Origin of the sequence: Photobacterium swingsii (genome assembly GCF_024346715.1) — a bacterium.
In the GTDB taxonomy this organism is placed as follows: Bacteria; Pseudomonadota; Gammaproteobacteria; order Enterobacterales; family Vibrionaceae; genus Photobacterium; species Photobacterium swingsii.
Genome location: NZ_AP024852.1, coordinates 2,193,867 through 2,219,424 on the forward strand (window position 1 = coordinate 2,193,867; position 25,558 = coordinate 2,219,424).

General features: G+C 42.4%; 15 protein-coding genes. 13 read left to right on the top strand and 2 right to left on the bottom strand.

The window, feature by feature from the left end:
• Positions 1-48: 48 nt before the first annotated feature.
• From punC to OCU77_RS10245, 10 genes are all read left to right on the top strand, one after another.
• Positions 49-1,257 carry a purine nucleoside transporter PunC gene (gene punC / locus OCU77_RS10200; protein ID WP_048898509.1) on the top strand — a complete coding sequence of 403 codons (1,209 nt, stop codon included), beginning with the start codon at positions 49-51 and terminating at the stop codon, positions 1,255-1,257.
• A gap of 394 nt (positions 1,258-1,651) precedes the next feature.
• Positions 1,652-2,380 carry an arginine ABC transporter ATP-binding protein ArtP gene (artP, locus tag OCU77_RS10205; RefSeq protein WP_048898508.1) on the top strand — a complete coding sequence of 243 codons (729 nt, stop codon included), beginning with the start codon at positions 1,652-1,654 and terminating at the stop codon, positions 2,378-2,380.
• Between the two features lie 131 nt (positions 2,381-2,511).
• Complete coding sequence (locus tag OCU77_RS10210; RefSeq protein ID WP_107302483.1) at positions 2,512-3,255, top strand: arginine ABC transporter substrate-binding protein; 744 nt, start codon at positions 2,512-2,514, stop codon at positions 3,253-3,255.
• 11 nt (positions 3,256-3,266) lie between these two features.
• A complete protein-coding gene (gene artQ / locus OCU77_RS10215) occupies positions 3,267-3,962 on the top strand; it encodes an arginine ABC transporter permease ArtQ (protein WP_048898507.1) in 696 nt (231 codons plus the stop codon).
• Entirely contained in the window at positions 3,959-4,627 is a 669-nt protein-coding gene (gene artM / locus OCU77_RS10220) for an arginine ABC transporter permease ArtM (RefSeq protein WP_048898506.1), read from the top strand. Before artQ ends, artM begins: the two co-directional genes overlap by 4 nt.
• Before the next feature lie 351 nt (positions 4,628-4,978).
• Positions 4,979-8,119: an EAL domain-containing protein gene (locus tag OCU77_RS10225; protein WP_048898505.1), complete on the top strand. Its 3,141-nt coding sequence runs from the start codon at positions 4,979-4,981 to the stop codon at positions 8,117-8,119.
• A gap of 76 nt (positions 8,120-8,195) precedes the next feature.
• Positions 8,196-8,540 carry a hypothetical protein gene (locus tag OCU77_RS10230; protein WP_048898504.1) on the top strand — a complete coding sequence of 115 codons (345 nt, stop codon included), beginning with the start codon at positions 8,196-8,198 and terminating at the stop codon, positions 8,538-8,540.
• A 748-nt stretch (positions 8,541-9,288) separates the two neighbouring features.
• Complete coding sequence (gene gltS, locus OCU77_RS10235; RefSeq protein ID WP_048898503.1) at positions 9,289-10,512, top strand: sodium/glutamate symporter; 1,224 nt, start codon at positions 9,289-9,291, stop codon at positions 10,510-10,512.
• Positions 10,513-10,839: 327 nt separating this feature from the next.
• Positions 10,840-11,085, top strand: coding sequence for a YdcH family protein (locus tag OCU77_RS10240; RefSeq protein ID WP_048898502.1), 246 nt, complete (start codon positions 10,840-10,842; stop codon positions 11,083-11,085).
• Positions 11,086-11,431: 346 nt separating this feature from the next.
• Positions 11,432-12,664, top strand: a complete 1,233-nt coding sequence (locus tag OCU77_RS10245; RefSeq protein ID WP_107302484.1) for an L-lactate MFS transporter — start codon at positions 11,432-11,434, stop codon at positions 12,662-12,664.
• A gap of 141 nt (positions 12,665-12,805) precedes the next feature.
• On the opposite strand, the gene OCU77_RS10250 is transcribed toward OCU77_RS10245, so the two are convergent.
• Complete coding sequence (locus OCU77_RS10250; protein ID WP_107302485.1) at positions 12,806-14,104, bottom strand: phosphatase PAP2 family protein; 1,299 nt, start codon at positions 14,102-14,104, stop codon at positions 12,806-12,808.
• 783 nt (positions 14,105-14,887) lie between these two features.
• On the opposite strand from OCU77_RS10250, the gene OCU77_RS10255 reads away from it, so the two are divergent.
• On the top strand, positions 14,888-17,197 hold the full coding sequence (locus tag OCU77_RS10255; RefSeq protein WP_107302486.1) for a cytochrome-c peroxidase: 2,310 nt from the start codon (positions 14,888-14,890) through the stop codon (positions 17,195-17,197).
• A 109-nt stretch (positions 17,198-17,306) separates the two neighbouring features.
• On the opposite strand, the gene OCU77_RS10260 is transcribed toward OCU77_RS10255, so the two are convergent.
• Entirely contained in the window at positions 17,307-17,921 is a 615-nt protein-coding gene (locus OCU77_RS10260) for a cob(I)yrinic acid a,c-diamide adenosyltransferase (RefSeq protein ID WP_048898500.1), read from the bottom strand.
• Between the two features lie 337 nt (positions 17,922-18,258).
• Here OCU77_RS10260 and OCU77_RS10265 point away from each other — a divergent pair, with 337 nt between their 5' ends.
• Together OCU77_RS10265 and OCU77_RS10270 are read left to right on the top strand one after the other, a co-directional pair.
• A complete protein-coding gene (locus OCU77_RS10265; protein ID WP_048898499.1) occupies positions 18,259-20,352 on the top strand; it encodes a methyl-accepting chemotaxis protein in 2,094 nt (697 codons plus the stop codon).
• A 348-nt stretch (positions 20,353-20,700) separates the two neighbouring features.
• Positions 20,701-25,503: a fibronectin type III domain-containing protein gene (locus OCU77_RS10270; RefSeq protein ID WP_048898498.1), complete on the top strand. Its 4,803-nt coding sequence runs from the start codon at positions 20,701-20,703 to the stop codon at positions 25,501-25,503.
• The last annotated feature ends 55 nt before the right edge of the window (positions 25,504-25,558 follow it).

The following is a 25,558-nucleotide window of genomic DNA, read 5'->3' on the forward strand; positions in this document are numbered from 1 at the left end:
CCAGAACTATCATAGCGACCATACAATAATGAAATACGGTCAATAAACATGAATAAACAACCTTCCAAACTTACTTTAGTGTGGTTTGCTTGCTTAAGTATGCTAGGTTTCCTTGCAACAGATATGTACCTACCCGCTTTTGAAGTAATCCGTACTGATTTTGATACTTCTCAATCACTTATTGGTTTAACTTTAAGTGTTTTCCTTTTAGGTATGGCATTGGGTCAACTGGTTTACGGACCACTATCTGATCGTGTTGGTCGTATTAAAGTTCTGCTTGGCGGCATGACGCTATTCAGTATTGCCTCTGCCTTTTGTGCGATGGCGCCAAATGTAGAGATCTTATTATTTACTCGCTTTCTACAAGCACTTGGTGCATGTAGTGCAACCGTTATCTGGCAAGCAGTCGTTGTTGACCGTTACGAAGGTAAGGTCTCTGAGCGTGTTTTTGCGACCATCATGCCGTTAGTTGCGCTATCTCCAGCACTTGCACCACTTGCAGGTGCACTACTAGAACACCAACTAGGCTGGCGTAGTATCTTTATTGCACTGGTTGCTTTTGGTGCAGTATTGGCAGTTATGACGCTAAAAGAAACAGAAAGTGCTCCTGTTGATAAAAAACAAGAGAAAGTATTTGTTCAACTTAAGCGTGATTATCAACAAATTCTAGGTTCAAAAAAATTCATTGGTAACATGGTTATCTTTGCCGCTTGTTCTGCTGCGTTTTTCGCTTACCTAACAGGTTCACCATTCGTGATGTCAGCGATGGGCTACTCTGGCGCAGATATCGGTTTAAGCTACGCACCACAAACAGTGGGCTTCATCATTGGTGGCTACGGTTGTCGCGCTCTGCTCGCTCGCTTTGAAGGCAAACAAATTCTACCTTGGTTGATTAAACTGTTCTTTGCTAGCGTATTAGTGATGTTCTTAATCTCGACTAACACAGAGCCAACAACAATCTGGCCAATTCTGATTCCATTCTGCTTCCTAGCTGTCGCAAATGGTGCAATTTACCCAATCGTTGTTAGCCAAGCGTTGGAAGACTTCAAAAACTGTAGCGCAACAGCAGCAGGTCTCTTGAACTTCCTACAAACAATGATCTGCTTCGCAGCAAGCGGTATTGTGTCAGCGTTTGCGATGTATGGTCTATTAACCGTAACAACGGCAATGTTCGTTGCTGGTTTCCTTTCCATTGTTGGCTACGCGCTGGTTGTCCAAGCTCGTCGACAAAATGTACTTAACGAGCAAACAGCATAAAGTAATCTAGCCGCATAACAATCCATAAGGCTGCCTACGGGTGGCCTTTCTTTTTTCTAATCACCATCTGCATATTAACCCCCTTCCCCAACACTAGCTCCTCATAGTTAGCGATCTCGGCTCGCAGCAACTCTTATCCATTAGTGCAAATAGCTTATTCACTAAACATGTGAAATAAGGCCGTTGCAACGATCGCCGTCCACTCTTGACTGTTTTCATTGCTTTACTTCCCCCATTGCAATTCTGCCCCACTCCAGATTCAGCACCTTCACCTTAAAAAAGCACAAAAAACAAACAAAAATGCAACAAAATAGATTTTTTATACATTTTTCTTGCATAAGAATTCCACATGAGTAGTATAAATAGCATGTGATGATTAATTCAGTATTTAAGCATGAGTATTCAAGCAAGCAAAATCAATAAACATTACGGAAATACGCAAGTATTGCATGATGTCAGTTTCAGTTGTGATGCAGGTGACACGCTCGTGTTACTGGGTCCAAGTGGTGCAGGGAAAAGCTCATTATTGCGTGTACTGAATTTACTGGAAACTGCAACAAACGGTGAAATGACAGTAGCAAACTGCGCTTTCAACTTTACAAATACCATTGATGAGCAAGCCAGTTCAGCACTACGTAAAAAAGTGGGTATGGTTTTTCAGCAGTATAATTTATGGCCCCATATGACGGTCATGCAGAACCTGATAGAAGCCCCAATCAAAGTTGCTAAATTAGCGAAAGAAGATGCGAAGCATCAAGCACTAGAGATCCTCACCATGTTGCAACTCGCTGATAAAGCTGATACTTGGCCACTGCAGCTGTCTGGAGGACAACAACAACGTGTCGCTATCGCCCGAGCGCTGATGATGAAACCTGACGTACTATTGTTTGATGAACCAACAGCTGCATTGGACCCAGAGATCACCAATCAAGTGGTCAATATCATCAAAACATTAAGCCAAACTGGTATTACACAAGTGATTGTTACCCATGAAGTCGACTTTGCGAAAAAAGTCGCAAGCCATGTCCTTTACCTTGAGCAAGGAAAAATAATTGAGCATGGCACATCTCAGGCTTTTAGTGCACCGGAAACACAAAAATTTGCAGAGTATCTCGCGCATTAGTCCGAAACAATAAACACACAAATACCGTCATTCGTTATTTCAACGAGTGAATAACGAATCATAAATACAAAAATAAGCCTGCCAGTTTATTCAATAAGGGCAGGTCTACGCTTAACACACGGAGTTTTACCATGAAAAAGATTGTACTTGCCTCTCTTATTGGCTTAGGTCTGGGCTTAGCTTCTGCACAAGCAGCAGCACAGCAAGAAATTAAATTCGTTATGGAAGCCACCTATGCACCTTTCGAATACGTAGATGCCAATAATGAAATCCAAGGCTTTGATGTTGATTTAGCTAACGCACTTTGCAAGGAAATTGACGCTAAGTGTAGTTTTCACAACCAACCTTTCGACAGTCTTATCCCGGCACTAAAATTCCGTCGTTACGATGCAGCGATTTCAGGCATTGATATTACTGAACAGCGTCAGCAGCAAGTTAATTTCACCGATGCGTATTACGACAACGCCGCAGCATTTGTGGCAATAGAAGGAAAAATTGCTGACCAAGCAGCGTTAACGGATAAACGTATTGGGGTTCAAAATGGCTCTACGCACCAAAGCTATCTGATAGATCAAATGCCTAGCGTGACAGCTGTACCTTACGCAAGTTACCAAGATGCTTTCATCGACATGCAAAATGGCCGTATTGATTCAGTATTTGGCGACACCGCCGTCGTCGCTGAATGGTTTGAGAAAAATGAAAAACTAGCGTTTGTTGGTCAACCAGTTACCAACGCGAAATACTTCGGTAATGGGTTTGGTATTGCCGTTAATAAAGATAACCAAGCCTTGGTAGATCAACTAAATAAAGCGTTGAAAACAGTAAAAAGTAATGGCCAATACCAAGTCATTTTCGATAAATACTTCGCGAAGTAATAGGTGTTGATATGTTAGTACCTGAATTTCTCTCGGGATATAGCGCAGCCCTGCTTTCGGCAGGTTGGGTAACCATAAAACTGTCATTGGTTAGCGTACTCGTCGGCTTGGTATTAGCAGTCATGTTTGCAGGTGGCGAAATGTCTCGCCACCGCTTTATCGCTTGGCCAACAACGGCCTTGGTTACGGTATTGCGCGGCTTGCCTGAATTGTTAGTAGTCTTGTTTATCTTTTTTGGCTCGACCCAGGTCTTATTTCTGCTTACAGATCAGTATATTGAAGTGAGTCCTTTTATATCTGGGGTTATTGCCTTATCGCTTATTTTTGCCGCTTACGCTTCACAAACCTTGCGGGGAGCATTAAAAGCGGTGCCTGTAGGACAACGAGAGGCCTACCGTGCGTTAGGTATGCATCCTCTTCATGGCTTTCTTAGGATAGTGTTACCACAGGCGGTACGCCATGCCTTGCCTGGCTTGACCAACCAATGGCTCGTGTTACTTAAAGATACAGCTCTGGTTTCTTTGATCGGCGTGACTGATCTGCTGAAACAAGCGCAATTAACTTCTGCCGCAACACACGAAAGTTTTACTTGGTACGCGGCCGCTGCAGCTATTTACCTCATTATCACGTTAATTACACAACGAGCTGTTAAACAGTTAGATCATAAATTTACTGCACAAGGCTTTTCACAAGGAGTTAAAGCATGAATGAACAACACATGTGGCAACTCGCGGATGGATTAGTAACCAGCTTAGAACTAACTGGTGTTTCTTTAGTCGTGGGTTGTCTACTGGCACTACTCATGACAATCACCTTAATAACAAGAGCACCAATTGCGCATTGGATAAGCCGTGGCATCATTACCTTGTTCACTGGCACACCGTTATTAGTACAGATATTTTTGATCTATTACGGTCCAGGCCAATTTGATGCTATCCGAGAAAGCGTGGCATGGAACTGGTTAAGCCAACCTTGGTTTTGCGCCATGTTGGCCTTAGCTTTAAATACGGCAGCTTATAGTACACAGCTGTTTCATGGCGCCTTTAAAGCCATTCCACATGGGCAGTGGGAGGCATGCAAAGCCTTAGGAATGGATATAATCGCCACGCTGGGTGTACTTTTACCCTATGCAATCCGCCGAGCTATTCCGGCTTATTCAAACGAAGTTATCTTGGTGTTTAAAGGCACATCATTAGCAAGCACTATCACTATCATGGATTTGATGGGATATGCGCAGCGTATTAATGCCCAAACTTATGACACCTTGACTGTGTTTGGTTTAGCTGGGGCATTTTATTTAACCGTAAATGGCGTACTAACGCTTATTTTCCGCCGAGTAGAAAAGCACGCGCTCGCTTTTGAGACCGCTTAATTTTATAGCCAAAACCATTACTTTTAGCGCTTTAAGCCAAGCATCACACCTGTGGTGCTTGCTGCTTCATTTAGAGTTTTAACTCAACCTCTCATACAACAGCTTAAAACTGTATTTCTCCTATAATAAAAATGTCATCTTAAAGTCATAATCCCCTATTTTTACTGATAAATTTCATTTTATCAGTGAGATATTTGCCGTTCCTCCCCTCCTCTTTTCTCGTTGGTATGCACATTTGGGATAACAATAAAAACCAAGGTCACAAAAACACATATCAATGCCGAACAATATGAAACCAATATCACTTTATGCCTATAATCAATATAGCTTTATCATTTTCATGGACGACATATGAAAGCAGCCTTTTTACGCTTTTTAGCACTTTTACTGCCCTTACTCATTATCACAACGACGATCACTTTGTATATCTATAACGAGGATATACAACAGCTCGAGCAAGGAATTAAAGACAGAGAGTTAGGCAGACAGCAATCTTCAATGCAAATGACACAATTGCACTTCAGTCCAATTGTCAGTGATTTGCAGCTGTTAGCACTTAAAGTGAAGGCACTTGATATCAGCAGTACCCTTTCCGCTGACGATAGGCATATTCTCACCGAAGACTTTAAACGTATCATCAACACACGCGATTTTTATGATCAAGTACGCCTCCTAGATAGCAACGGGCAAGAAGTTATTCGGGTTAATAACCATAATGGAGATGCTATTGCACTACCGGAGAATAAGCTCCAAGATAAAAGTGCTCGTCCATACGTACAAAAAGCACTTCGCTCCCCACCCGATAGCCTCTATACCTCACAGTTCGATTTGAATATTGAAAACGGCAGTATTGAGTACCCAAAGAAGCCAACGCTACGCTTCATTACCCGCATATCAATTAATGGTAACGATTGGCTAGTTTCACTCAACTACTTGGGGGTGACATACCTTTCTCATTTAAAGAAAGAATATACATGGAAAAATAGTGAACGCTGGCTTGTTAATGGCAACGGTAATTGGTTACTGGGGCCTAATGAGGCGAGCTCATGGCTATTTATGGACAATGTTACTGAAGGAAAAGATTTTAACTCACAGTATCCCGCGGTTTGGGACAGCATTCTGAAACATCAACATGGGCAAGTAACCCTTGACGGCTACCTCTATACCTATTCGCGCTTATTTTCAGATGAAACATCAAAAGCAAAAGAGTTATATACCCTGCCTTTTGGCGGTACGGATTTACCTTGGACTATCATCTCTAAAATCAACCTTAATGATGCCGTTACGGCCATTTCGTTTACACCCGACAGAATCATCAAGTTTGCTTTATCAGGCGCATTAATTGTTGCCCTGTTATCAGGCTGTTTAGTCATGGCTTGGCATTTATCACGCCGTCTACAACAAGAAACCGAATTAAAGCAACGTTCTGAAGATCTTGCACATCAATACGAAACCCTCGTGAGAAACACGCCTAATGGATTGATCACACTAGATTTAGAGCAACGTATTACAAAAATGAACCCAGCCGCAGCGCAAATTTTCCAAGTCATAAGTGACGATGTTATTGGACAACCTTTTAACCAGCTAGCACTAGGTGTAAGGGCCCGTCGACAAATCACCAACCTTATCGAAAACATTAAACAATCCGCGGAACTGGGCAGCCTAGTCCCAGTGAAATCACAAATAAAGCTATCAGCCACGCGTAAACAGCATTTAGAAATCGTTGGTGTTGAAACACAGTACAGTAATAGTAAAGAGATTTTATTGACGATTCGAGATGTAACATCTTGGGTAAATCGCGAGTTAAAACTCAAGAGTCTTTCGCGTGCACTAGAACAAAGTAATGATACCGTTCTAATTACGGACTGCCGCGGCATTATTGAATATGTTAACCACTCGTTTGAGGAGTTGTCGGGTCAGCGTGCAAAAGAACTCGTTGGTTCACAATCAGAAGCTTTACTTAAGAGCGCACTTGGATCTTTGCATGATGTGCGAAACATTCAAAATCAGTTGAAAACAGGGCAAACAGTTCACCGTATCGTTTCTCGTGAACAAGGTGAAAACACCTTCTATGAAGAAAAGACCATTTCTCCTATACGCAATGAACGTGGAAAGATCAGCCACTATATTTCCACAGGTAAAGATATTACCGAGCGCGTACTGTTTGAAAGCCAACTCCATAAACTTGCTCATTATGATGCGCTAACAAGCCTGCCCAATAGAACACTCTTCTATCAACAACTTGAGACAGCAGAACAGCAAGCAAAAATAACAGATGAACCACTCGCACTGCTAAATATCGATTTAGATCTGTTTAAACAAGTCAATGACTCACTGGGTTATGACTTAAGCGATCAGGTCTTAATCATTGTAGCCAAACGCATTCGCAGCGCACTGCGTGATAACGACATTCTGGCAAGGCTTGATGGTGATGAGTTTTCAATTTTAATGAAATCGCACGTTACGCCTGAAAACGTTACCCAACTCGCAAGTCGTTTACTCACCATAATAAGCAGCTTAATTTCAATTAATAGCCAAGAACTCTGGTTAAGCGCCAGTATTGGTATTGCGATGTACCCTGAAGATGCTAAGAGTCACGATGCACTGGTGAAAAGTGCTGACATTGCGCTTTCTCGGGCAAAACACGATGGTCGTAACCAAGCTAAATTCTTCACTCAACAGATGGCAGTTGATAGCAATAAGCTACTGAGCTTAGAAGGAGAGTTGCGTCGAACGCTGGGGACATCACGCTACACCTTATTTTATCAACCAAAAGTCTCGGCAGGCACTCACCAGCTATGTGGTATAGAGGCGCTATTGAGGTGGACTGATGATGCAGGGAAAATCCAGCCACCTAATGAAGTGATCCCAATTCTTGAGAGCTCTGGCCTTATTATTGATGTGGGCGAGCAATTAATTTATGAATCTTGTATTCAACTGCAGAAATGGCAAGCTCAGGGGTATTACTTCAATTACGCATTGAATATCTCTGCTCGACAACTACTCAACTCTAATATTGTTGACACTATGCACAAAGCCATTACGGAGTCAGGCTGCGATCCTCACTATCTAGAGATCGAAATAACAGAAAGCGTTGTCATGTCAGACGTGCGTGCAGCCTTTGATAAATTAGTGAAGTTACAAGCATTAGGGGTACGCATTGCGATTGATGATTTTGGTACAGGCTACTCATCGCTTGCTTACCTCAGTCGCTTCCCTATCCATATCCTCAAAGTCGATCGTGAATTTGTCAAAGAGCTTCCAATGAATAAAGATAGCATCACGATTACACGCTCAATTATTGAACTGGCTCATAACCTAAATATCGATGTTGTCGCCGAGGGCGTCGAAAACATCGATCAAGTGAAATTCTTAGAAACAATCGGCGTGGAAGAGTTCCAAGGCTTCTATTTTGGCAAGCCGATGCCGCTCGCCGATTTTGAACGTACCTGCTTAAATGTACCGCAAGAGGAAGATAGCGCCATTAGTTAGCGAGATAACCTAGAGGTTGGGCTAAAAAACGATTAAGATAAAAGTGTCAACGATTAACAGGCATTCTGGAATACCTATGAGCTTTAGCGATTATTTAGATGACTTTATTAAGCAGCGTGACCAAAAAGGCACAGCAGCCCCCTCTTCTAACCGCGCTGCTTTTCGTCAACAACAAACTGTTGCAGACGCAACAAGCCAGAGTATTGCGCGAGAAGCGCTGGCCAAATCTCAAGAAGATGCGTTCACGCGATCCTCAATAGAAACCAAAGAAGATCATTACCGTGTAAACGGTCGCTGCGTCACTCAGAATGAAGCCCAAGCGATTGAGCAACTACGCGTTCAACCTACACCAGTGAATACCAATCGTATTGCTTATATTCAGCAACTTCGTAAAGATCTTCATTTAAAAAAGCGGAGTTAGCGTACAAGCTACCGCTTATTATCTCCTATATAAAAAGCCACGTATCACGTGGTTTTTTTGTATTTCTAGTTTAAAGCTGATTATAACCCTCTAATCCTTCACTCACCGTTATTTGTCGCCCACACCACGCAATCGTTTTCGTTGCGTTATAAAAAGCATTTTCCTGCTTAATGAATCCATGTTTATTTTTATTCACAGATCACGTTTGTTCATTAAGTAATCTATTTAAGCCCGCTTTTAAACTTATAAAATGCTCAGATAAAAATAGTTGAAAAAAATATTAAAGAAAAAAACAATAAAACCATGTTTTTTATATTCATTGATGATTCATATTTGTTGCACTTGTTACAATTAAGATAAATTTATTAACGTTGAGATTAATTACCTGAATTGCAGGTTAAGAGATTATCGATAAAATAAAGACCGTAATCTAACACACAGCAAGATAAATATGTAAACCACTGAAATATAAGGATTACTTTATATTGCCTGTTATTCACTCACTAGTCCCATAAAAATACTTTTGACAATACGCAATACGGAGCCTATTACGAGATAGATAATTGAAAGAGTAAGAGCTTAGTACCAAACCTAAAAGGAAATAGTGAATAAATCGCTGCAACTTTACTGCATTTTTTTACATAAAGAGGATGGCTGCTACACTATTAATGATTAATAGGCAAGATAGGCAGGCTAACTTTTTGCCGCTAAAATTGGCCCTTAAGAAAAGTATGACAAAGAAAACATTATGAACTCACTTATTCAAATAAATGAGCTTGAATCAATGCTCATTGCGATTATCGTGCTTTTTCTCGGCTACTTTATAAATAGCAAAGTAAAGGTTCTACGCAAATATAATATTCCTGAACCCATCGTAGGTGGCTTAATCGTTGCTATCTTCGTTGCTGTTATGCATGCACAAGGTGTCGATATCGCTTTTAAAGTTCCTTTAAAAGACACGTTAATGCAGATGTTCTTTGCAACCGTTGGCTTAGCAGCAAGCTTTAAACTACTTGCCCAAGGCGGTTCTCGTGTATTTCTATTTCTTGCATTAGCGACCGTATTTATCATTATCCAAAACGGTGTTGGTGTCGGCTTAAGCTCACTGCTAGGCTTAGACCCATTAATGGGGTTGATTGTTGGATCTATTACCCTATCTGGTGGTCACGGTACTGGTGCGGCTTGGTCGCAAACCTTTGCTAGCGATTACGGGCTACACACTTTAGAACTATCTATGGCATCTGCGACGTTCGGTTTGATCATGGGTGGTATTATCGGTGGCCCTGTTGCTCAACGTTTAATCAACAAATTCAGCCTTAAGTCTGCATTTGGTGATGGGCAGAAGCACCACATTGAACACCCAGACCTAGTCACTTATAGTGATAAAGAAGAGGATCGTATTACATCAAAAAATACCATCGAAGTTCTCTTTATCTTATTGATCTGTGTCGCTGGTGCTTCGCATGTTAAAGATCTAGTTGATAGCTTTGGTATCAATTGGCTACGTATTCCTGACTTTGTCTATGCCCTCTTTATCGGTGTATTTATCACTAACATCTGTGAAGGGACTAAAGTCTACAAAGTAAACAGAGAAACCGTCGATGCCCTTGGTACGATCTCGCTTTCCTTATTCCTAGCCATGGCACTCATGAGCCTACAGCTATGGGAATTGATGGAGCTTGCACTACCTATGCTTATCATTCTGGCTGTGCAAACACTGATCCTTGGTCTATTTGCCTACTTTGTGACATTCCGTGTAATGGGTTCAACTTATGATGCGGCAATCATTGCAGGTGGTCACTGTGGCTTTGGTATGGGAGCAACACCAACAGCAGTGATGAACATGGGTTCACTTGTGTCACGTAATGGCCCTTCACCACAAGCCTTTATGGTTGTTCCAATTGTGGGTGCATTCTTTATTGATATTGCTAACTTAGTTGTCTTACAAGGCTACATCAGCTTTATTCAGTAATAGTCACAGTTCAACACTGTTCAAAAAAGCGTACCTCTATATAGGTGCGCTTTTTTATACCTGTCATCAACAGACAGCCACAATATCCGCTTAACTAACTCTCCTCAAATCCTCTCTTGTTGTGAAGATTCGCTTATCACTCTTACTCTTCTCTGCCTATTTTATTACCCGCTTTTTGTCATCTACCCTCTTTACAGCCAAATAGAGTGTTTACGGCTATGCTTAATATGTTTACAGGGATGCGCTGGACCAGAGCAACTTCAATAATAAACACAGTAATCCTTCCGACAATACCTATGGGTATAATATGTTTACGGAGTAGCAACAATGTTAGATGAAAATCACTCTCTTGCGATCGAGTTCCCTGAACATCAAAGCACCATACACCAACTTAAAATGGCTAACGCGAACTTCAAATCAATGGCTGATCGGTACCATAAATTAGACCATGCTATACGAGGATTAGAAAACCAAAGCCTACCTATTAGTGATACTAGTTTTGGCCAAATGAAGTTAGAACGCGCACATTTAAAAGATAAAATCTTCGAGATCATAGGCAAGACAGACAAGTAGCACTTAGGCAATCATTCGTGCCCGTCAATATAACTGAACGTGATTTCGCTTTAGTTGTAACATTATATTTTGACAAAATATGACGAAAATATATTATCGAACTAGACCAGCCAGCTAACCACTTATCCTAGCTGGCTTTTTTTTGTAGTCAGCAAAGAACCATCTCAATGAAGATAATATTACAATTGTAACATTGTATGTATCTGCCACTTTTCATCTTCTTTTATTGATAGAATCCGCGCGCTTAAAACGAGATATTCAACTTTTGTTGAAAATGTTTAATTTTTTTAGAGCTGTTCTGGATAGCCATTAGTCATGGTGTCCATTGCGCGTATTGAGAGTAAGAATGAAAAAGTTTGATAGAGCTATGCAAATCCTAGTTGCTGGATTCTGCATCAACTTGTGTATGGGTATTCTATACGCATGGAGTGTATTCAAAAAAGCATTAGTTGTAGATTTAGGCTGGTCAAATGCTGATGCATCAATGCCTTATACCGTAGCCATCATTACTTTCGCTCTATCTCTTCTTGTGGCTGGTATCTTACAAGATCGCATGGGCCCACGCCGCGTTCTTATCATGGGCGCAATCATGGTTGGCCTAGGTATGATCGCTTCAAGCTTTGCTACCTCTCCACTAATGCTAGTGCTGACTTTTGGTGTACTAACAGGTTGTGGTATCGGCTTTGGCTACGCATGTCTAAGTCCTGCTGCTATGAAGTGGTTCCACCCTTCTAAGAAAGGCCTTGTTAATGGTCTTATCGCTGCTGGTTTTGGTCTAGCTGCTGTTTACCTAGCTCCGCTAACATCTTCACTGATCGCACAATACGGCATCAACACTAGCTTCCTTATTCTAGGCTGTGCGGTTCTTGTGATTGCCGTGCCACTAGCATGTACAATTAACAACCCACCAGCAGGCTACACGCCAGCACTGCCAGCAGGCCTGTCTGGCGATGCTGCGAAAACAAGCAAGCCTGTCGACATTAACTGGCGTGGCATGCTTAAAACGCCTCAGTTCTACTCGCTATGGTTCATGTACGCACTAGCATCTGCTGCGGGTCTTATGATCATCGGTAACATCACGTCTATCGCCTCGCTACAGGCTGATATTAGCGACGCTGCTTACCTAGTCGTAATCCTAGCGATCTTCAACTCAGGTGGTCGTGTAGTTGCAGGTATTCTGTCTGATAAAATAGGTGGCGTTAAAACACTGATGCTTGCTTTCATCATGCAAGGCATCAACATGGTAATGTTCGCAACATTCCAAAGTGATTTCACGTTAATGATTGGTGCTGCTGTTGCTGGTGTGGGTTACGGTACGTTACTAGCAGTATTCCCATCTATCATCGCTGATTTCTACGGCCTTAAGAACTACGGTGCAAACTACGGCGTACTCTACACAGCTTGGGGTATCAGTGGTTTCATTGGTCCAGTTGTTGCTGCAATCGCTGTTGATACAACCGGCTCATACACTATGGCTTACACTATCTGTGCGGCAATGGTAGGTGTTGCTATCTTCCTATCATTCATCACTAAGCCTGTTGATGCTGAAGCGTTAGAGAAGAAACTAGCGAACGCATAATGCTCTCGCTGGAATTACGTAGCTATTTTATTAAGTAGCTATCCAGTAAAAATAAAGCCCAAACACTGAAAAAGTATTTGGGCTTTTTTGATCGCAACATTCAATCAAATATGATTCATCCAACTTATTCGATTGGAATGATTAGAAGCGATTAGCAAACGTCAGCGCAAAGGCTTGGCTATCATATACGGCGTTGAAAGCACTGTTACTAAAACTTGAGTCAGCATAAACGTACTTAATACCCATATCCCACTGCTTATTCAACTTATAGTTCACGCCACCTTCAGCTTCCATATAACTGTCTGTCGACCACTTTTGGTACTGTCCTTTTGCAACCAGCGACAAATTATCAGTTACCTCATAATCAAGTTTCATCGCCAAATTAGGCATTAAGCGCCAACTATCTTCTTTTGCATAGTTACCACCATTTTTATCATCATCCATTTGCAGTGATAACAGGTGGTAATACATCCCCAAACCTAAGTCGATATGCAATGCATCTACAGGCTGATAGCCTTTATATACTGTACCGCCTAACTTAATATGCTGAAAATTAGTCAGTACCTCTTGCCCTTGCTTATATTCATTTTTCCCTAATTTTTGGTCTGCCGCGATCACGCCACGCTCACGAGAGTCAGTACTGTTTAAATAAATCTCGGCATGATTGTTATTACTCAACGCATGTTGATAATTCATATAAACAAATGGCTTAAATTCACGGTCGAATTCTGGTGCTTCCGTGAATCCCTGCCCGGCAACCAATGCACCACCATCTGTCGTGTGTCCACCCAGCCCTAACTCAAAACGACTATCATAACGCGTTGGTAATACTGGCTGCACTCCCCGCTCTGTACGTTCAGTATCAAAGGCAGCATTATTTATTTGAATATTAACACCGACGCCACCATCAACAGCCATTGAGCTCACTTGGATATTTTCATCAAAATAAGGTGAGACAAAATATTGATTCACTAAAATTGAGATGCCTGCTGATGCCATGACGTCATCTACATGGTGACGCTTACCATGTACCCGACTGTAAGCAACAAAAGTAGCAGCGCCATATGCTGGGATCCCCCAGGCGGAGCCGTAACGAGATTGAAGGAATGCAGCACCACTGAAAGCAGCAGCTGTGTGGCCTGAAGGGAAAGAGCTGGTTCCCACTTCATTCGGGCGCTGACGCTCTGTTGACTTTTTAAGTCCCTCAACAACAATTGCACTTGCGATCGTCGAGTAAGTTACTTGTTTTGCCCCTTCCCAATCATCATGCATCCAAGCCGCAAATAATCCGGCAGCGGGTACCATGATCTGCAGTACATCGCCAGCAACGACAATATCATCCTCAACTGATGAATTAATTTGGTTTGAAGCAATTGCCTGCGAAGTCGCAGGTAGCGCTATTGCAGCCCCTACAAGTAAAGAAATAACTGTTTTTTTCATTTAGATTTTTATAATACGTATAATTATTATCGGAATAATTCCCTCTCGCATAGAGCGCTGTATTAGCAATGTACAATAAGGGAAATAATGCGTTTGTATTTTAGCGGCGGAATATTACAAGAAGATAACATAAACAAACAAGCTGAAATTTACATTTAATCATACTTTAACCTAGTAATATTGATAAAATGTGAGGTTATAAGATAGACATGTTTTTTCAGTGCAACTCCATATGAAATTTAACGCTTATTTGTATCATCCTTTAATAATTCTGATTAATATATAAACAATATAATTGTCTCTAGCAACATTGGCATCGGAATGATTAAACTAGGTTATTCTCAGCAGCATAATTTCGTGTAATCTGGACATCATGACTTACCACTTTAGAGGTAAGTTAAAGCATTAATATTTCAAACAAAGTCTTAAAGTCGTCAATTTTTATCACATCTTGCTTAATCACACCGACACTTGGCAAAAAAAGACATGAAAACACACTTTAAAATGGCTATTTATAATAATCATAACATTAATACTGATTATGATTTATAAGACCGACTGACAAATATCAAGCACCTATACCTTTTTTATACCTCATCTACTATTAAATATAATACCCTCTTTCATTTTTAATACGATTCTTAAATTTCTCAATAACCATTGATCCTTTTTTATTTCATCAGGTATCAATCTTAATAACTGCAACTCAATTAATCCGTCATTCTTAAATAGCTGGTAACAGCTAAACATAATAATAATTTCTACAGGAGTTTAGGAGTGGCTATGAAAAATAATAACTACCTAAATAAACGATTGCTTTGCGCCATTATTTCCTCAAGCCTTTTAACAGTACCGTTGGCTTATGCGGAAATGTCTCATCAACCCGATCCAACCCCTGATCCACAACCCAGTAACTCACTAAAAGGTGTCGCTCCACCAGAAGTTCCCGGTATAGAGCGTTACGTAAAAGATAAAAAAGCCGCCATCAAATTAGGTAAAGCATTATTTTGGGATATGCAAGCTGGTAGCGAAGGACAGAGTTGTGGTTCATGTCACTTCAGTGCAGGTGCAGATAACCGAGTAAAAAACCAAATCAGCCCAAGCGTATTGCACGAGCGCGGTGATATGGCTCGTAAGTACAACATGCCAAGTTTTCCCTATATGGGTTCAGGCAAAGATGGCGGACCTAACTACACACTTACCGCTGATGATTTCCCACTGTACAGACTGGCTGATGAAAAAAACCGTAATTCCGAAATCTTATATGAAAGCGATGATGTCATATCATCCCAAGGGGTCACGCCAACTGAATTTGTTTCCCTCAGTTTTTTTGGCCATGAGGAAAAATGTGAGAATGTTGAAGACGTCTTTCATGTCAATGGTATGAATACCCGTCGAGTCGAACCCCGAAATACGCCCACTGTCATTAATGCTGTGTTTAACTTCCGCAATTTATGGGATGGGCGTGCAAACAACGTCTTTAATGGTGTTGATCCCTTCGGCAGACGTAACGCAGATGCAAAAGTGTTGCGGTTTGACCTAAAATACGGCCGCCTTGAACACGAATCTGTCAACCTTAAGAACTCAAGTCTCGCTTCACAGGCTGTAGGCCCTGCGGTCGATGAATTTGAGATGGCTTGTGGCGGTAAAACCTTCCCTCATATTGGTCGTAAACTTCTTAATACAAAACCATTAGCACTCCAACAAGTCGATCCAAAAGACAGTGAGCTAGGTTGGCTATCTGCCTATCCAGCAAAAGGACTGAACACCGACTACCGCACCTTAATCATGGATGCTTTTAATCGTGAATATTGGATGAGCCCAACAGGTAAAAATGGCTTTAGTCAGATTGAAGCTAACTTTTCTTTGTTTTGGGGGTTAGCAATCCAACTCTATCAAAGTACGCTAATTTCCGATGATACGCGGTTTGATCGCTTCTTAGATGGGGACCAGCAAGCGCTTTCCATTGCTGAAAGACGAGGCGCGGGTGTCTTCTTCGGGCAAGGTCTGTGTGTTCGTTGTCACGGTGGCCTAGTTTTCACAGCGGCAGCTCAAGAAATTATTCCTGATAATTTCCGTAGTGAACTTGTCGATAGGATGATCATGAGTGACAACAATAAGGCGCTGTACGACACAGGGTTTTATAATATTGGCGTTCGCCCAACAGAGGAAGATCTTGGCCTTGGCCGCACCGATCCACACGGCTACCCACTTTCATTTACACGTCAGTTGCAGCAAGGACTAGATGGTAATCATGTGCCCGATGACTTCGAGATCGATAGCGATCGATTTGGCGTTGATGCGGGTGTCCCAGCAGGTAAAGATGAAGTCAATGCAATAGATGGCGCGTTTAAAGTACCTGGGTTACGGAATGTCGAATTAACAGGTCCTTATATGCATAACGGCAGTATGTCTACATTGCGACAAGTCATTGAGTTTTATAATCGTGGTGGTAACAGCCGTGATCTCCCTGATGGCTCTAATACAACCGCTTTTGGTAGTTTAGACTCTAACCGTGATCGTGATATTCGCCCACTAGGGCTTAATGATCAACAGATCTCAGATCTCGTAGCTTTCCTTAAGGCCTTAACCGATGAGCGCGTACGCTGGGAGCAAGCACCCTTTGATCGTCCTCAACTCTATGTCCCTAATGGTCATATTGGTGATGAATACTCTGTGAGTGTAAACCATGAGGGCCGTGCAGAAACAGAATGGCTAGAGCTACCAGCAATTGGTGCTGATGGGCGTGCAGCAAAAGGATTACCAGCCTTAGAACCGTTCCTAACTGCAAGCACATCAAATCCGATTCCAAGCGGGCCTAAAGCGGTTGATGACAGTGCAACTGGCCCTTTTTATAAGGCGATTACCCTAAATGTACTCGATAATGATGTATCAGACTTACCGCTTGATATCAGTTCTGTTGAGATCATTGATAAACCAAAATCAATGACAGGTAAGGTGATCAATCACCTTGACGGCACTGTGAGTTATAAAGCGAATAAAAACAAAAATGTGACTATCACTTACCGCGTCAAAGACACGGCGGGTAATGTCTCGAATATTGCAACTATCAACATTAAAACACACTGGTAACGAGCTGCTTTAATCAGAGGTTAAATTCGAGCTAATAAGCCGCTGGTGACCCCACCAGCGGCTTTTTTGCTTACAAAGGTCACACTAACCAAGGCAATATACAGCTACATTAGAACTCTATTCCCTTTCGTGCTTTCAGCCCTATTTGCAAACCGTGTTTAACGCAATCAACCCGTGATACCGTGTCTGCATATTCACGAAGTTTACGGTGGGCTGCTCGGCCAGTAATAATAACGGATTGATTGATCGGCCGTGCTTCAAATGCCGCAATCATCTCATTCACATCTAAATGTTTTCGCGCCACCATATAAGTCACTTCATCGAGCAGTAACACGTCCACACTTGGATCTTGTAAAAAAATTAACGTCTGTTGCCATACTTCTCGTGCTCGAATACGTTCACGTTCAGCACAGTAACCTGCTTTAAACGAACAACCTGTATTCATAGTAACAACAGGCACACCTAGTTGCTGTAACACATTTCTCTCACCACTTTCTGCATCGCCTTTCAAATACTGAACAACTGCGCAGCCCTGTCCATGACCAAAAGCTCGGAAAACTATGCCAAAGCCTGAGCTGGTTTTTCCCTTACCGTTTCCCGTTAATACCAACACTCGCCGCTTATCATCATTCGCAAGATCTGATTTTTCATGCACTTTCGCCTTCATGGCTTTATGACGAGTTGTTTGTTGTGCTAGCTGATTTTTTTCTTTCACTGTGAGCATAACCGACCTTTGGTTCTATTTTAAATCAATATAGCAACTTGAGTATAAATGGAGCAAGGATACTATCTAAGCCATTCTAATCACCTGAATATAATGAACAATTTAAACAATACTTAAAAAGTATTACACAACTAAAATTGCTTTAAATAAAACCAATTTTAAACTGAACACCCCCCATTCATATCTCATTCATATATACCCACAAGGTTACACACTCTTAAATCACCCATTTACAAAGTTAATATAAAATACACCGGCATAATATAGGGGCTTCCCCTACTAATACATAATACAAAAAAAGCACTTTTTATTAATAACTTACACTCGAGGGATCACCGTGTTTAAATCTATTAAAACACGAATTGCAGTCAGTGCCGGTCTGGCAATGGTATTTACACTTAGCATTGCAATGGCTTTTACAACATATTCATTCAGTAATGTACAACACCAAATTACAACTCAAGTATCTGAGCAACTAACACAAGCAACCAAAGATAACCTACTCGCAACAGCTAAAGAGCAAAGTAACACGTTAAATAGCCAGCTCGCTCCAGTACTGGCAAACCTCGACCAGCTCCGCGCTATGCTTGAATTAAGTAGCACTGCTAATGCAAGCGCAGATTTGCTTGTCGAACAATTTATTGCCGGCTTAAAAACGCAAGATGAAAGTGTTTTTGCAGGCTACATGGTCTGGGAAAACAAAGTGTGGAGTGATGCCACAACACCAAACGGCATTGCTTCAATCAACGAACAAGGTTATTTATCGCCATTCTTTTCTCCAACACCTTCTGGTGGCTTTGAGCCAGCAGCGATGGCCTCGTTCCGAAACCAAGCACTCAATAACAACGGTGAACGCATTGACGAATGGCACTTAGCACCATTTGAATCTGGTCAAACTTTCGTGATGGAACCGTATTACTACGATGTTCGTGGTAACAAAGAGCTCATCACAACCATCAGCCAACCTTTAAAAGTAAAAGGTAAAATCGTTGGTTCATTAGGTTTTGACTGGTCTCTGGCTGAGTTCCAAGGTCAGAGTGAACAATTGGCGAGTAAACTTTTCCAAGGTCAAGGTGACGTAATGATCACTTCTTGGGAGGGTAACATCATGGCTCACAGTAAAAAGCCATCTGATGTGGGCCGTAAAGTGTCGGGTGAAACACTGCAACAATGGGCGAATATCCAATCGTTAGCATCAACCAAGCGTAACGAATTACTTACCATAGGCAACGAAATGGTTGCCGTATCCTCAGTGAATACCACAGGTAACCCTTGGGTTGTCATTGTTTCTATTCCATCTGAAATATTAACTAAAGACGTCACCAACTTTACAAACTGGAGTGAAACACAAAGCGAGCAAGCAATCTCGAAAGGTATTCTCGCAGGTGTATTTGCAGCAATCGCCGGCATTATTGCTATGTTCGTACTCGCGAACCGCATTGGTAATACTATGGGTGAGCTGGTTGAACGCATGCGTGATATTGCTGAAGGTGAAGGTGATTTAACTCGCCGTATTCAAATCAGTAGCCAAGACGAAACAGGCCAACTGGCACAGTGGTTTAATACATTCCTCACTCGGATGCAAGATACACTGCGCCATGCAACAACAACGGCTGAAAATGTAGACTCGAATGCAAGCTCTGGCCGTATTAAAGCAGAAGAAGCCAAAGATAAGCTAATGACACAGCTTAATGAGGTGAACTCGCTAGCAACGGCTATTAATGAGATGAGCGCAACCGCTCAAGAAGTCGCAAATTCAGCAGTACAAGCAGCAACAGCAGCAAACCAAGTACAAACAAGTAGCCAAGACGGCATTGCCAAAATGGACTACGCTGCAACGTCTGTAACACAGCTGGCTGAGCGAATTCACAACGCGCAAGATCAGATCCAAAGCCTAGCGGCTTCAAGCGCAGCAATTCAAAGTATCTTGTCTGAGATCGGCGGCATTGCCGACCAAACCAACCTACTTGCCCTTAACGCCGCAATTGAAGCAGCGCGCGCCGGTGAATATGGCCGCGGTTTTGCTGTGGTAGCAGATGAAGTGCGTAACTTGGCGAACCGTACACAAAAATCGACCGAAGAAATTCAAGGTATGCTTGCTCGTTTAGAAGACGAAACACAGTCTATCGTGACACTAATGGTTGAAAGCCAGCAACAAGCGTCAGACACACGTGAAGAAACTCAAGCGGCACAAATTGCGCTTGAAGAAATTAACGCAGCTATCAATGTGATTAACGATATGAATAATCAAATTGCCTCTGCTGCTGAAGAGCAAAGCTCTGTTACTGAAGAAGTAAACCGTAACGTTGTTATCATCAACGAAACCGCCACTGATGCTATGGACAGCATGAATGACTCTGCTGACATCACAGTGCGTCTTGCTGAAAGTGCAACGGATTTACGTAAAGAATTAAATAACTTCCGTACCTAATTTTTCTACAATAATGAAAATAGCCAGTTAACACAGTTAGCTGGCTTTTTATCATTTAAACACAAGAAAAACCATAACAGCCCTAGCCTGAATCAAGATCACAACTCTGTTGTTCTTCCCCTTAAATTGCTCATCAATTAGCATCAATTTAAACAGTTAGCATCTTTTCACTTCTATTAATAAGCGTCATAATCATAATTCAAGCTAATAGGTTGGCTATTTTCATATAAATAAAACACTCACCATGTGTTCTCTTTCACCTTAGATAACACGCTGATTGTCTTTTGCTTATCTGATACATGCTTATTTAGATAGATATAAATCAATAATTATAAAGATTTCGCAGACATGACCATTACTAAGCCTTTATTTATCATAACTTCTCTGGTGCTTCTTGCCGCCTGTGGTGGCGAGTCAGGTAACAGTGCAGATACACAAAAACCTGTTACACCCAGCATTCCCGTCGATCCTGATAAGCCGGATGTAACAAAACCTATGCCGCCAGTTTCCCAACTGCGACTACTGGCGACAGCAGAAACATCTGTAACCTTAGGATGGCAAGATGCACATAACGCATCAGGCTATTATGTGCATCGAGATGGACAACAAATCGCAGTCATCAAACAGGGGTTTCGCTCATTTACAGACAGCGGATTAACCGCTAATCAAAGCTATCTGTATGAAGTCTTAAGTTTTAATGACGATGGTAAAGTATCTGAGCCCATTAGCTTTAAAGCGACACCACAAGCCAACGATGCACCTGATATTACCAGCCAAGTAACACCTATTGTCTTAGCTGCCGATGCACCTCATGGTTACCCTGTTAGTCAAATAATCGCGACAGATAAAAACCACAACCCTCTGACTTATCACCTTGCTACAAGTGAAGCTCAGCGCTTCTTTAGCATTAATGGACAAGGGATACTGTCTGTAAAGCACTCCCCTATTGAGCTCGCCAATAAAGTCATGCAAGTGCTAGTTGAAGTCAGTGATGGATTAAGTATCTCAACAACCGAGTTAAAACTTGGCTTTATCAGCAAGCAACAAAAAGGGGTTCACCGCGAGGTTTATACTGGTGCAAACATGCACGGCAATCTTGCTTCGCTTAAAGTGCACCCAAGCTACCCACACGCTCCTTCTTCTGTGAGCACTGAAGCCAACTTTTCATCCCCGCGTAATACTGCAAACTGGTATGGGCAACGTATGTCTGCCTATATCATTCCGCCAATTACAGGCGACTATCGATTCTGGATTGCAGCAGATGATGAAGCTGAACTACTGCTAAGTAGTAGCACTAGTGAAGAGGACTTCACCAAAATAGCGGCTGCCCCAACACATACATCAATCAACCAGTGGGATAAAAATCCGGCGCAACAATCTGAACTTATCTCGCTTGAGGCTGGTAAGCCTTATTTGCTACGAGCACTCATGGCTGAAGGTGGCGGTGCTGATTTTGTCGATGTCGCTTGGGCCATCCCGGGAGGTGCACGAGAGATCATTACTACTGACTATCTGCTTCAGCCTGTTGATACTGAAAACCCGACGGCTATCAGTGGTTTTAACTGGTTGAAAAAAAGCAAAAATGACATTTTATTAGAATGGTTAGCAGCCTCAGATAATGTCGGCGTTGATCACTACACTGTTTATAACAATGGTAAATTACTCAAAAAAGTCGATGGACTAAGCCTTGAGTTGACGGGGCTAACAAGTGATACCCGCTATAACATCACAGTCAAAACCGTTGATAAAGCGGGAAATGAATCCGCAAGCAGTCAAACCGGGGTCATTATCATCAATGATATTGAACCACCTTCAGCGGTAAAAAATATCGCAATAACCAACATCAGCCATGACAGCTTCACCGTTAATTGGGCTGCATCAAGCGATAAGCGCCAAGGAAGTATACTTTACAAGTTGTACCTGAACGGACAGGCCTATGGGCAGACTTATGCGAGCCAATACAAGGTGTCAGCACTTACTGCGGGCACTCACTACAAAATCCAAGTAGAAGCTATCGATGCTGCTGGTAATAGCAGCGAGTTATCAAGCGAACAACAAGCGACGACATTAGCTCTGATCGCTGGTACGCCTACTTTTAACTATCCCTCTTATACCTTTGCTTTTGCATCTAATAGCCTCGCAAACAGTCAAATAGGTACGCTTTCTTATACCAGTAACAACACACCTGTCTTTCACATTGAATCAGGGAATGATGATGGTTACTTCGCTGTCGATGACAAAGGCAATATCAAGCTAGTAAAAGCCTTATCGCAAGCCGTTGCGACCAGCAATACCACCAGCTTCTTGCTGACTGTTCAAATTAAAGATGGTGCGCTTAGTACGCGTTCTACCGTGAAAATTGTACTGGTTGATCCTGCAAAACTTCAGCAACAAGGCGTACTTCAACAAATTTGGACAGGTATTTCTGGTAATTCGATTAACGACATTAACACCCTTGCACCAATTTCATCGCAAACCATACTCGCAGAATTTAAGAGTATCTCTGGCATGGGTAATAACTATGGTCAGAAAATCTCTGGCTATTTGCGTGTTCCTGAAACGGGTCTGTATAACTTCTGGATCGCCTCTGACGATGGTAGTGAGCTACGTATTAGTGAAGATCTAACGCCAGAAAAGGGCGTGGTCGCCGCACGAATCAATGGTTATACCTCTATCGACAACTGGAGTAACCACTACCAAGTTACCAAAAACATTCAGCTTAATGCGGGCCAGCTTTACTACATTGAAGCCATGCACAAAGAAGGTGGTGGCGGTGACCACTTATCGGTGGCATGGCAAGGACCGAACATTCCCAAGCAGCTATTAAAGGGGGATTACTTAATCCCACACAGTAGCCTCTACCCCGCGACAGCAATCATTGAAAATGGCTACCAGAGCGGCTTAACCAGCTATGGCAATCAAATCACTATCGATTTTTTGCTTGATCAAAGTGCTGTCGATGGCGATGTATGGGTCTATTACGGTGAAAGGGATGCGGGTAATAATGATCAAGGCTGGCAATACCGCATCAAACTTAACGATTTAAAGGCAGGTAAAAACAAAGCAATATTAGACAATATCCTACCTGGCCGCCGTTACTACATACGCATTGAAACACAAGGTGCTGCGGGAAGTTCGTGGACATCAACCCCAGTGATTGTCGATACTGTGGTGATCGATGAAAGCAAAGTCGCTGGCGAAGCACTGCCACGTTCAATGTCACTATCCGTTACCCATGAAGGGAAGCAATACGATCTTTCACTCACCAAGCATTCAGTTCGTTCGCCTCACTATCAGTTACTCACTTATGATGAAAGACGCGAACAACAATTTATGCCTGTTGTACCTATGCCTGAAGTGCGCACATACCGTGGCGTTGTAGATAATGACCGAACACTCACAGTAACGGGTGTCGTTGATACAAACGGTAAAATGTATCTCTCTTTATGGGGAGGGGATCGCCTTCGTTGGACACAAGACATCAGTATTAATGATCGCATTAACAAAAGTGCACTGGGTAATAGTGAAATCAGCAATGATGAACTCATTATCGATTTTGACATGCCAGTCATGACAAATAATCGTTTGTACTTGCCGCAGCCCGGGCTTGATTTTCATAACAACCTAGGGCGGATCACCTTCACGCATAACAACTCTCAGTTCTTTGCAAATGCGGGTAGCAACATCACCAATGCAGTTGCACAAATGGAAGGACATATTAATGAACTTGATTATGCTTGGGCGCAAAAAACAGGCCTACGCTGGGATATCGCACGATCATTAATTGAAGTAAATGGCGATTCAAGCAAAGCCACCGATCCACGCCCTGCCGCTAGAGATGCCGCTAACTTTTCGATTCAATTCCAAGATCCGAAAAACGGTGGCTATTGTTGGGGCGGTGGCGACTGGGTCGGCTGTGTCGCTAACTACCGAATGAACTGGGGTTTCATCCATGAGATCGGCCATAACTTTGGTTTAGGCCATGGCGAGCAAACCGATAATAACGAACAAATCCAAACTCCATCAACACACATGGGTAACATGCAGGCATGGAAAACAACGGGGCGCTTACAACATGGCTCTAAGTTTAAAGCAGCAACAGCGCTGACCGATCCTATGCTGCCTGCCACATTTAAAGACTACATCACGGTATATCAAAACGAGTCAGGCTCTGTTAATCCACTGGCCAACGACTTTGATGCCAACGGTGAAGTCTTACGAATTGCTCATTTTGATCCCGCAAGTGCAAAAGGTGGCACTGTGACGCAAATTGGGAATAATTTGAATTACACCCCACCAGCTGATTTCATCGGTGTCGACCTACTCAGTTATACCGCAACAGATGGACAATTTGAGACCACGGGTCCGATTCAAATCCAAGTGATTAAGCGCGACATCGCAGGCGATTGGGATCTGGATACCTTAGAAGGCAATACGATTAAAGATAAATCACCGAATCACTATGATTTAACCGCGCCTGATATCAATAAGATCTCAGGTAAAGATATTCTTAATGCGCAAGTTTCTGGTCCAGGGAATGGTAATGGCCTCAGTGTTCCATTAATCGCCTCAACCAAGATGGAAAACGATGCACTTGGACACGCATTGTTGCCGCATACTCTGGATCCTGGTCATAAAAGCTTTAGTGCTACGATGTGGTTCAAAATGAGTAAAGCCGATGGCAATAAGCTTTTGATTGGTAAATCTTCAGCGGGTCCTAACAACATGCAGTATGGCGGTTGGGAAATTCGCTCTACCACCACAGGTGTTGAAATGCAGGTCAGTTTCCGAGATCGACTGATGAAAGATAATAAAGTCATCATCAGTAAAACCGCAACGGTTGATGATGAACAATGGCACCATGTGGTGATAGTCATTGATCGCGAGAACAACAAGCTGCAAGGTTACTTGGATGATGTACTATTTGAAACCAACTTACTCGCCAGCCACGAACCTATCATGGCGGCAATGAACAGCTCGGGTTACGGCGGTGGCTCACCTTTCAAAGTGGGTGGACATACTGCGGTTGTTTGTGCAGAAAACCAAACCGAGAACTGCCCTATCACTCAGGTTCAAGCATTTGATAGTGTCAAGGTGTACCACAAAGCGCTGACAGCGGCTGAGGTATCAACCTTGTTTTCTCAGTACTAAGCACTAAACATCAAGCGGGCTCATCCTATTGAGCCCGTGTTTTCCTGAGCATTTC

Excerpts from the sequence above, each read along its gene's own strand:
- punC (WP_048898509.1), top strand. The coding sequence starts at position 49 with ATGAATAAACAACCTTCCAAACTTACTTTAGTGTGGTTTGCTTGCTTA.
- artM (WP_048898506.1), top strand. The coding sequence starts at position 3,959 with ATGAATGAACAACACATGTGGCAACTCGCGGATGGATTAGTAACCAGC.
- OCU77_RS10230 (WP_048898504.1), top strand. The coding sequence starts at position 8,196 with ATGAGCTTTAGCGATTATTTAGATGACTTTATTAAGCAGCGTGACCAA.
- artP (WP_048898508.1), top strand. The coding sequence starts at position 1,652 with ATGAGTATTCAAGCAAGCAAAATCAATAAACATTACGGAAATACGCAA.
- artQ (WP_048898507.1), top strand. The coding sequence starts at position 3,267 with ATGTTAGTACCTGAATTTCTCTCGGGATATAGCGCAGCCCTGCTTTCG.
- OCU77_RS10245 (WP_107302484.1), top strand. The coding sequence starts at position 11,432 with ATGAAAAAGTTTGATAGAGCTATGCAAATCCTAGTTGCTGGATTCTGC.
- gltS (WP_048898503.1), top strand. The coding sequence starts at position 9,289 with ATGAACTCACTTATTCAAATAAATGAGCTTGAATCAATGCTCATTGCG.
- OCU77_RS10210 (WP_107302483.1), top strand. The coding sequence starts at position 2,512 with ATGAAAAAGATTGTACTTGCCTCTCTTATTGGCTTAGGTCTGGGCTTA.
- OCU77_RS10225 (WP_048898505.1), top strand. The coding sequence starts at position 4,979 with ATGAAAGCAGCCTTTTTACGCTTTTTAGCACTTTTACTGCCCTTACTC.
- OCU77_RS10255 (WP_107302486.1), top strand. The coding sequence starts at position 14,888 with ATGAAAAATAATAACTACCTAAATAAACGATTGCTTTGCGCCATTATT.
- OCU77_RS10260 (WP_048898500.1), bottom strand. The coding sequence starts at position 17,921 with ATGCTCACAGTGAAAGAAAAAAATCAGCTAGCACAACAAACAACTCGT.
- OCU77_RS10270 (WP_048898498.1), top strand. The coding sequence starts at position 20,701 with ATGACCATTACTAAGCCTTTATTTATCATAACTTCTCTGGTGCTTCTT.
- OCU77_RS10240 (WP_048898502.1), top strand. The coding sequence starts at position 10,840 with ATGTTAGATGAAAATCACTCTCTTGCGATCGAGTTCCCTGAACATCAA.
- OCU77_RS10250 (WP_107302485.1), bottom strand. The coding sequence starts at position 14,104 with ATGAAAAAAACAGTTATTTCTTTACTTGTAGGGGCTGCAATAGCGCTA.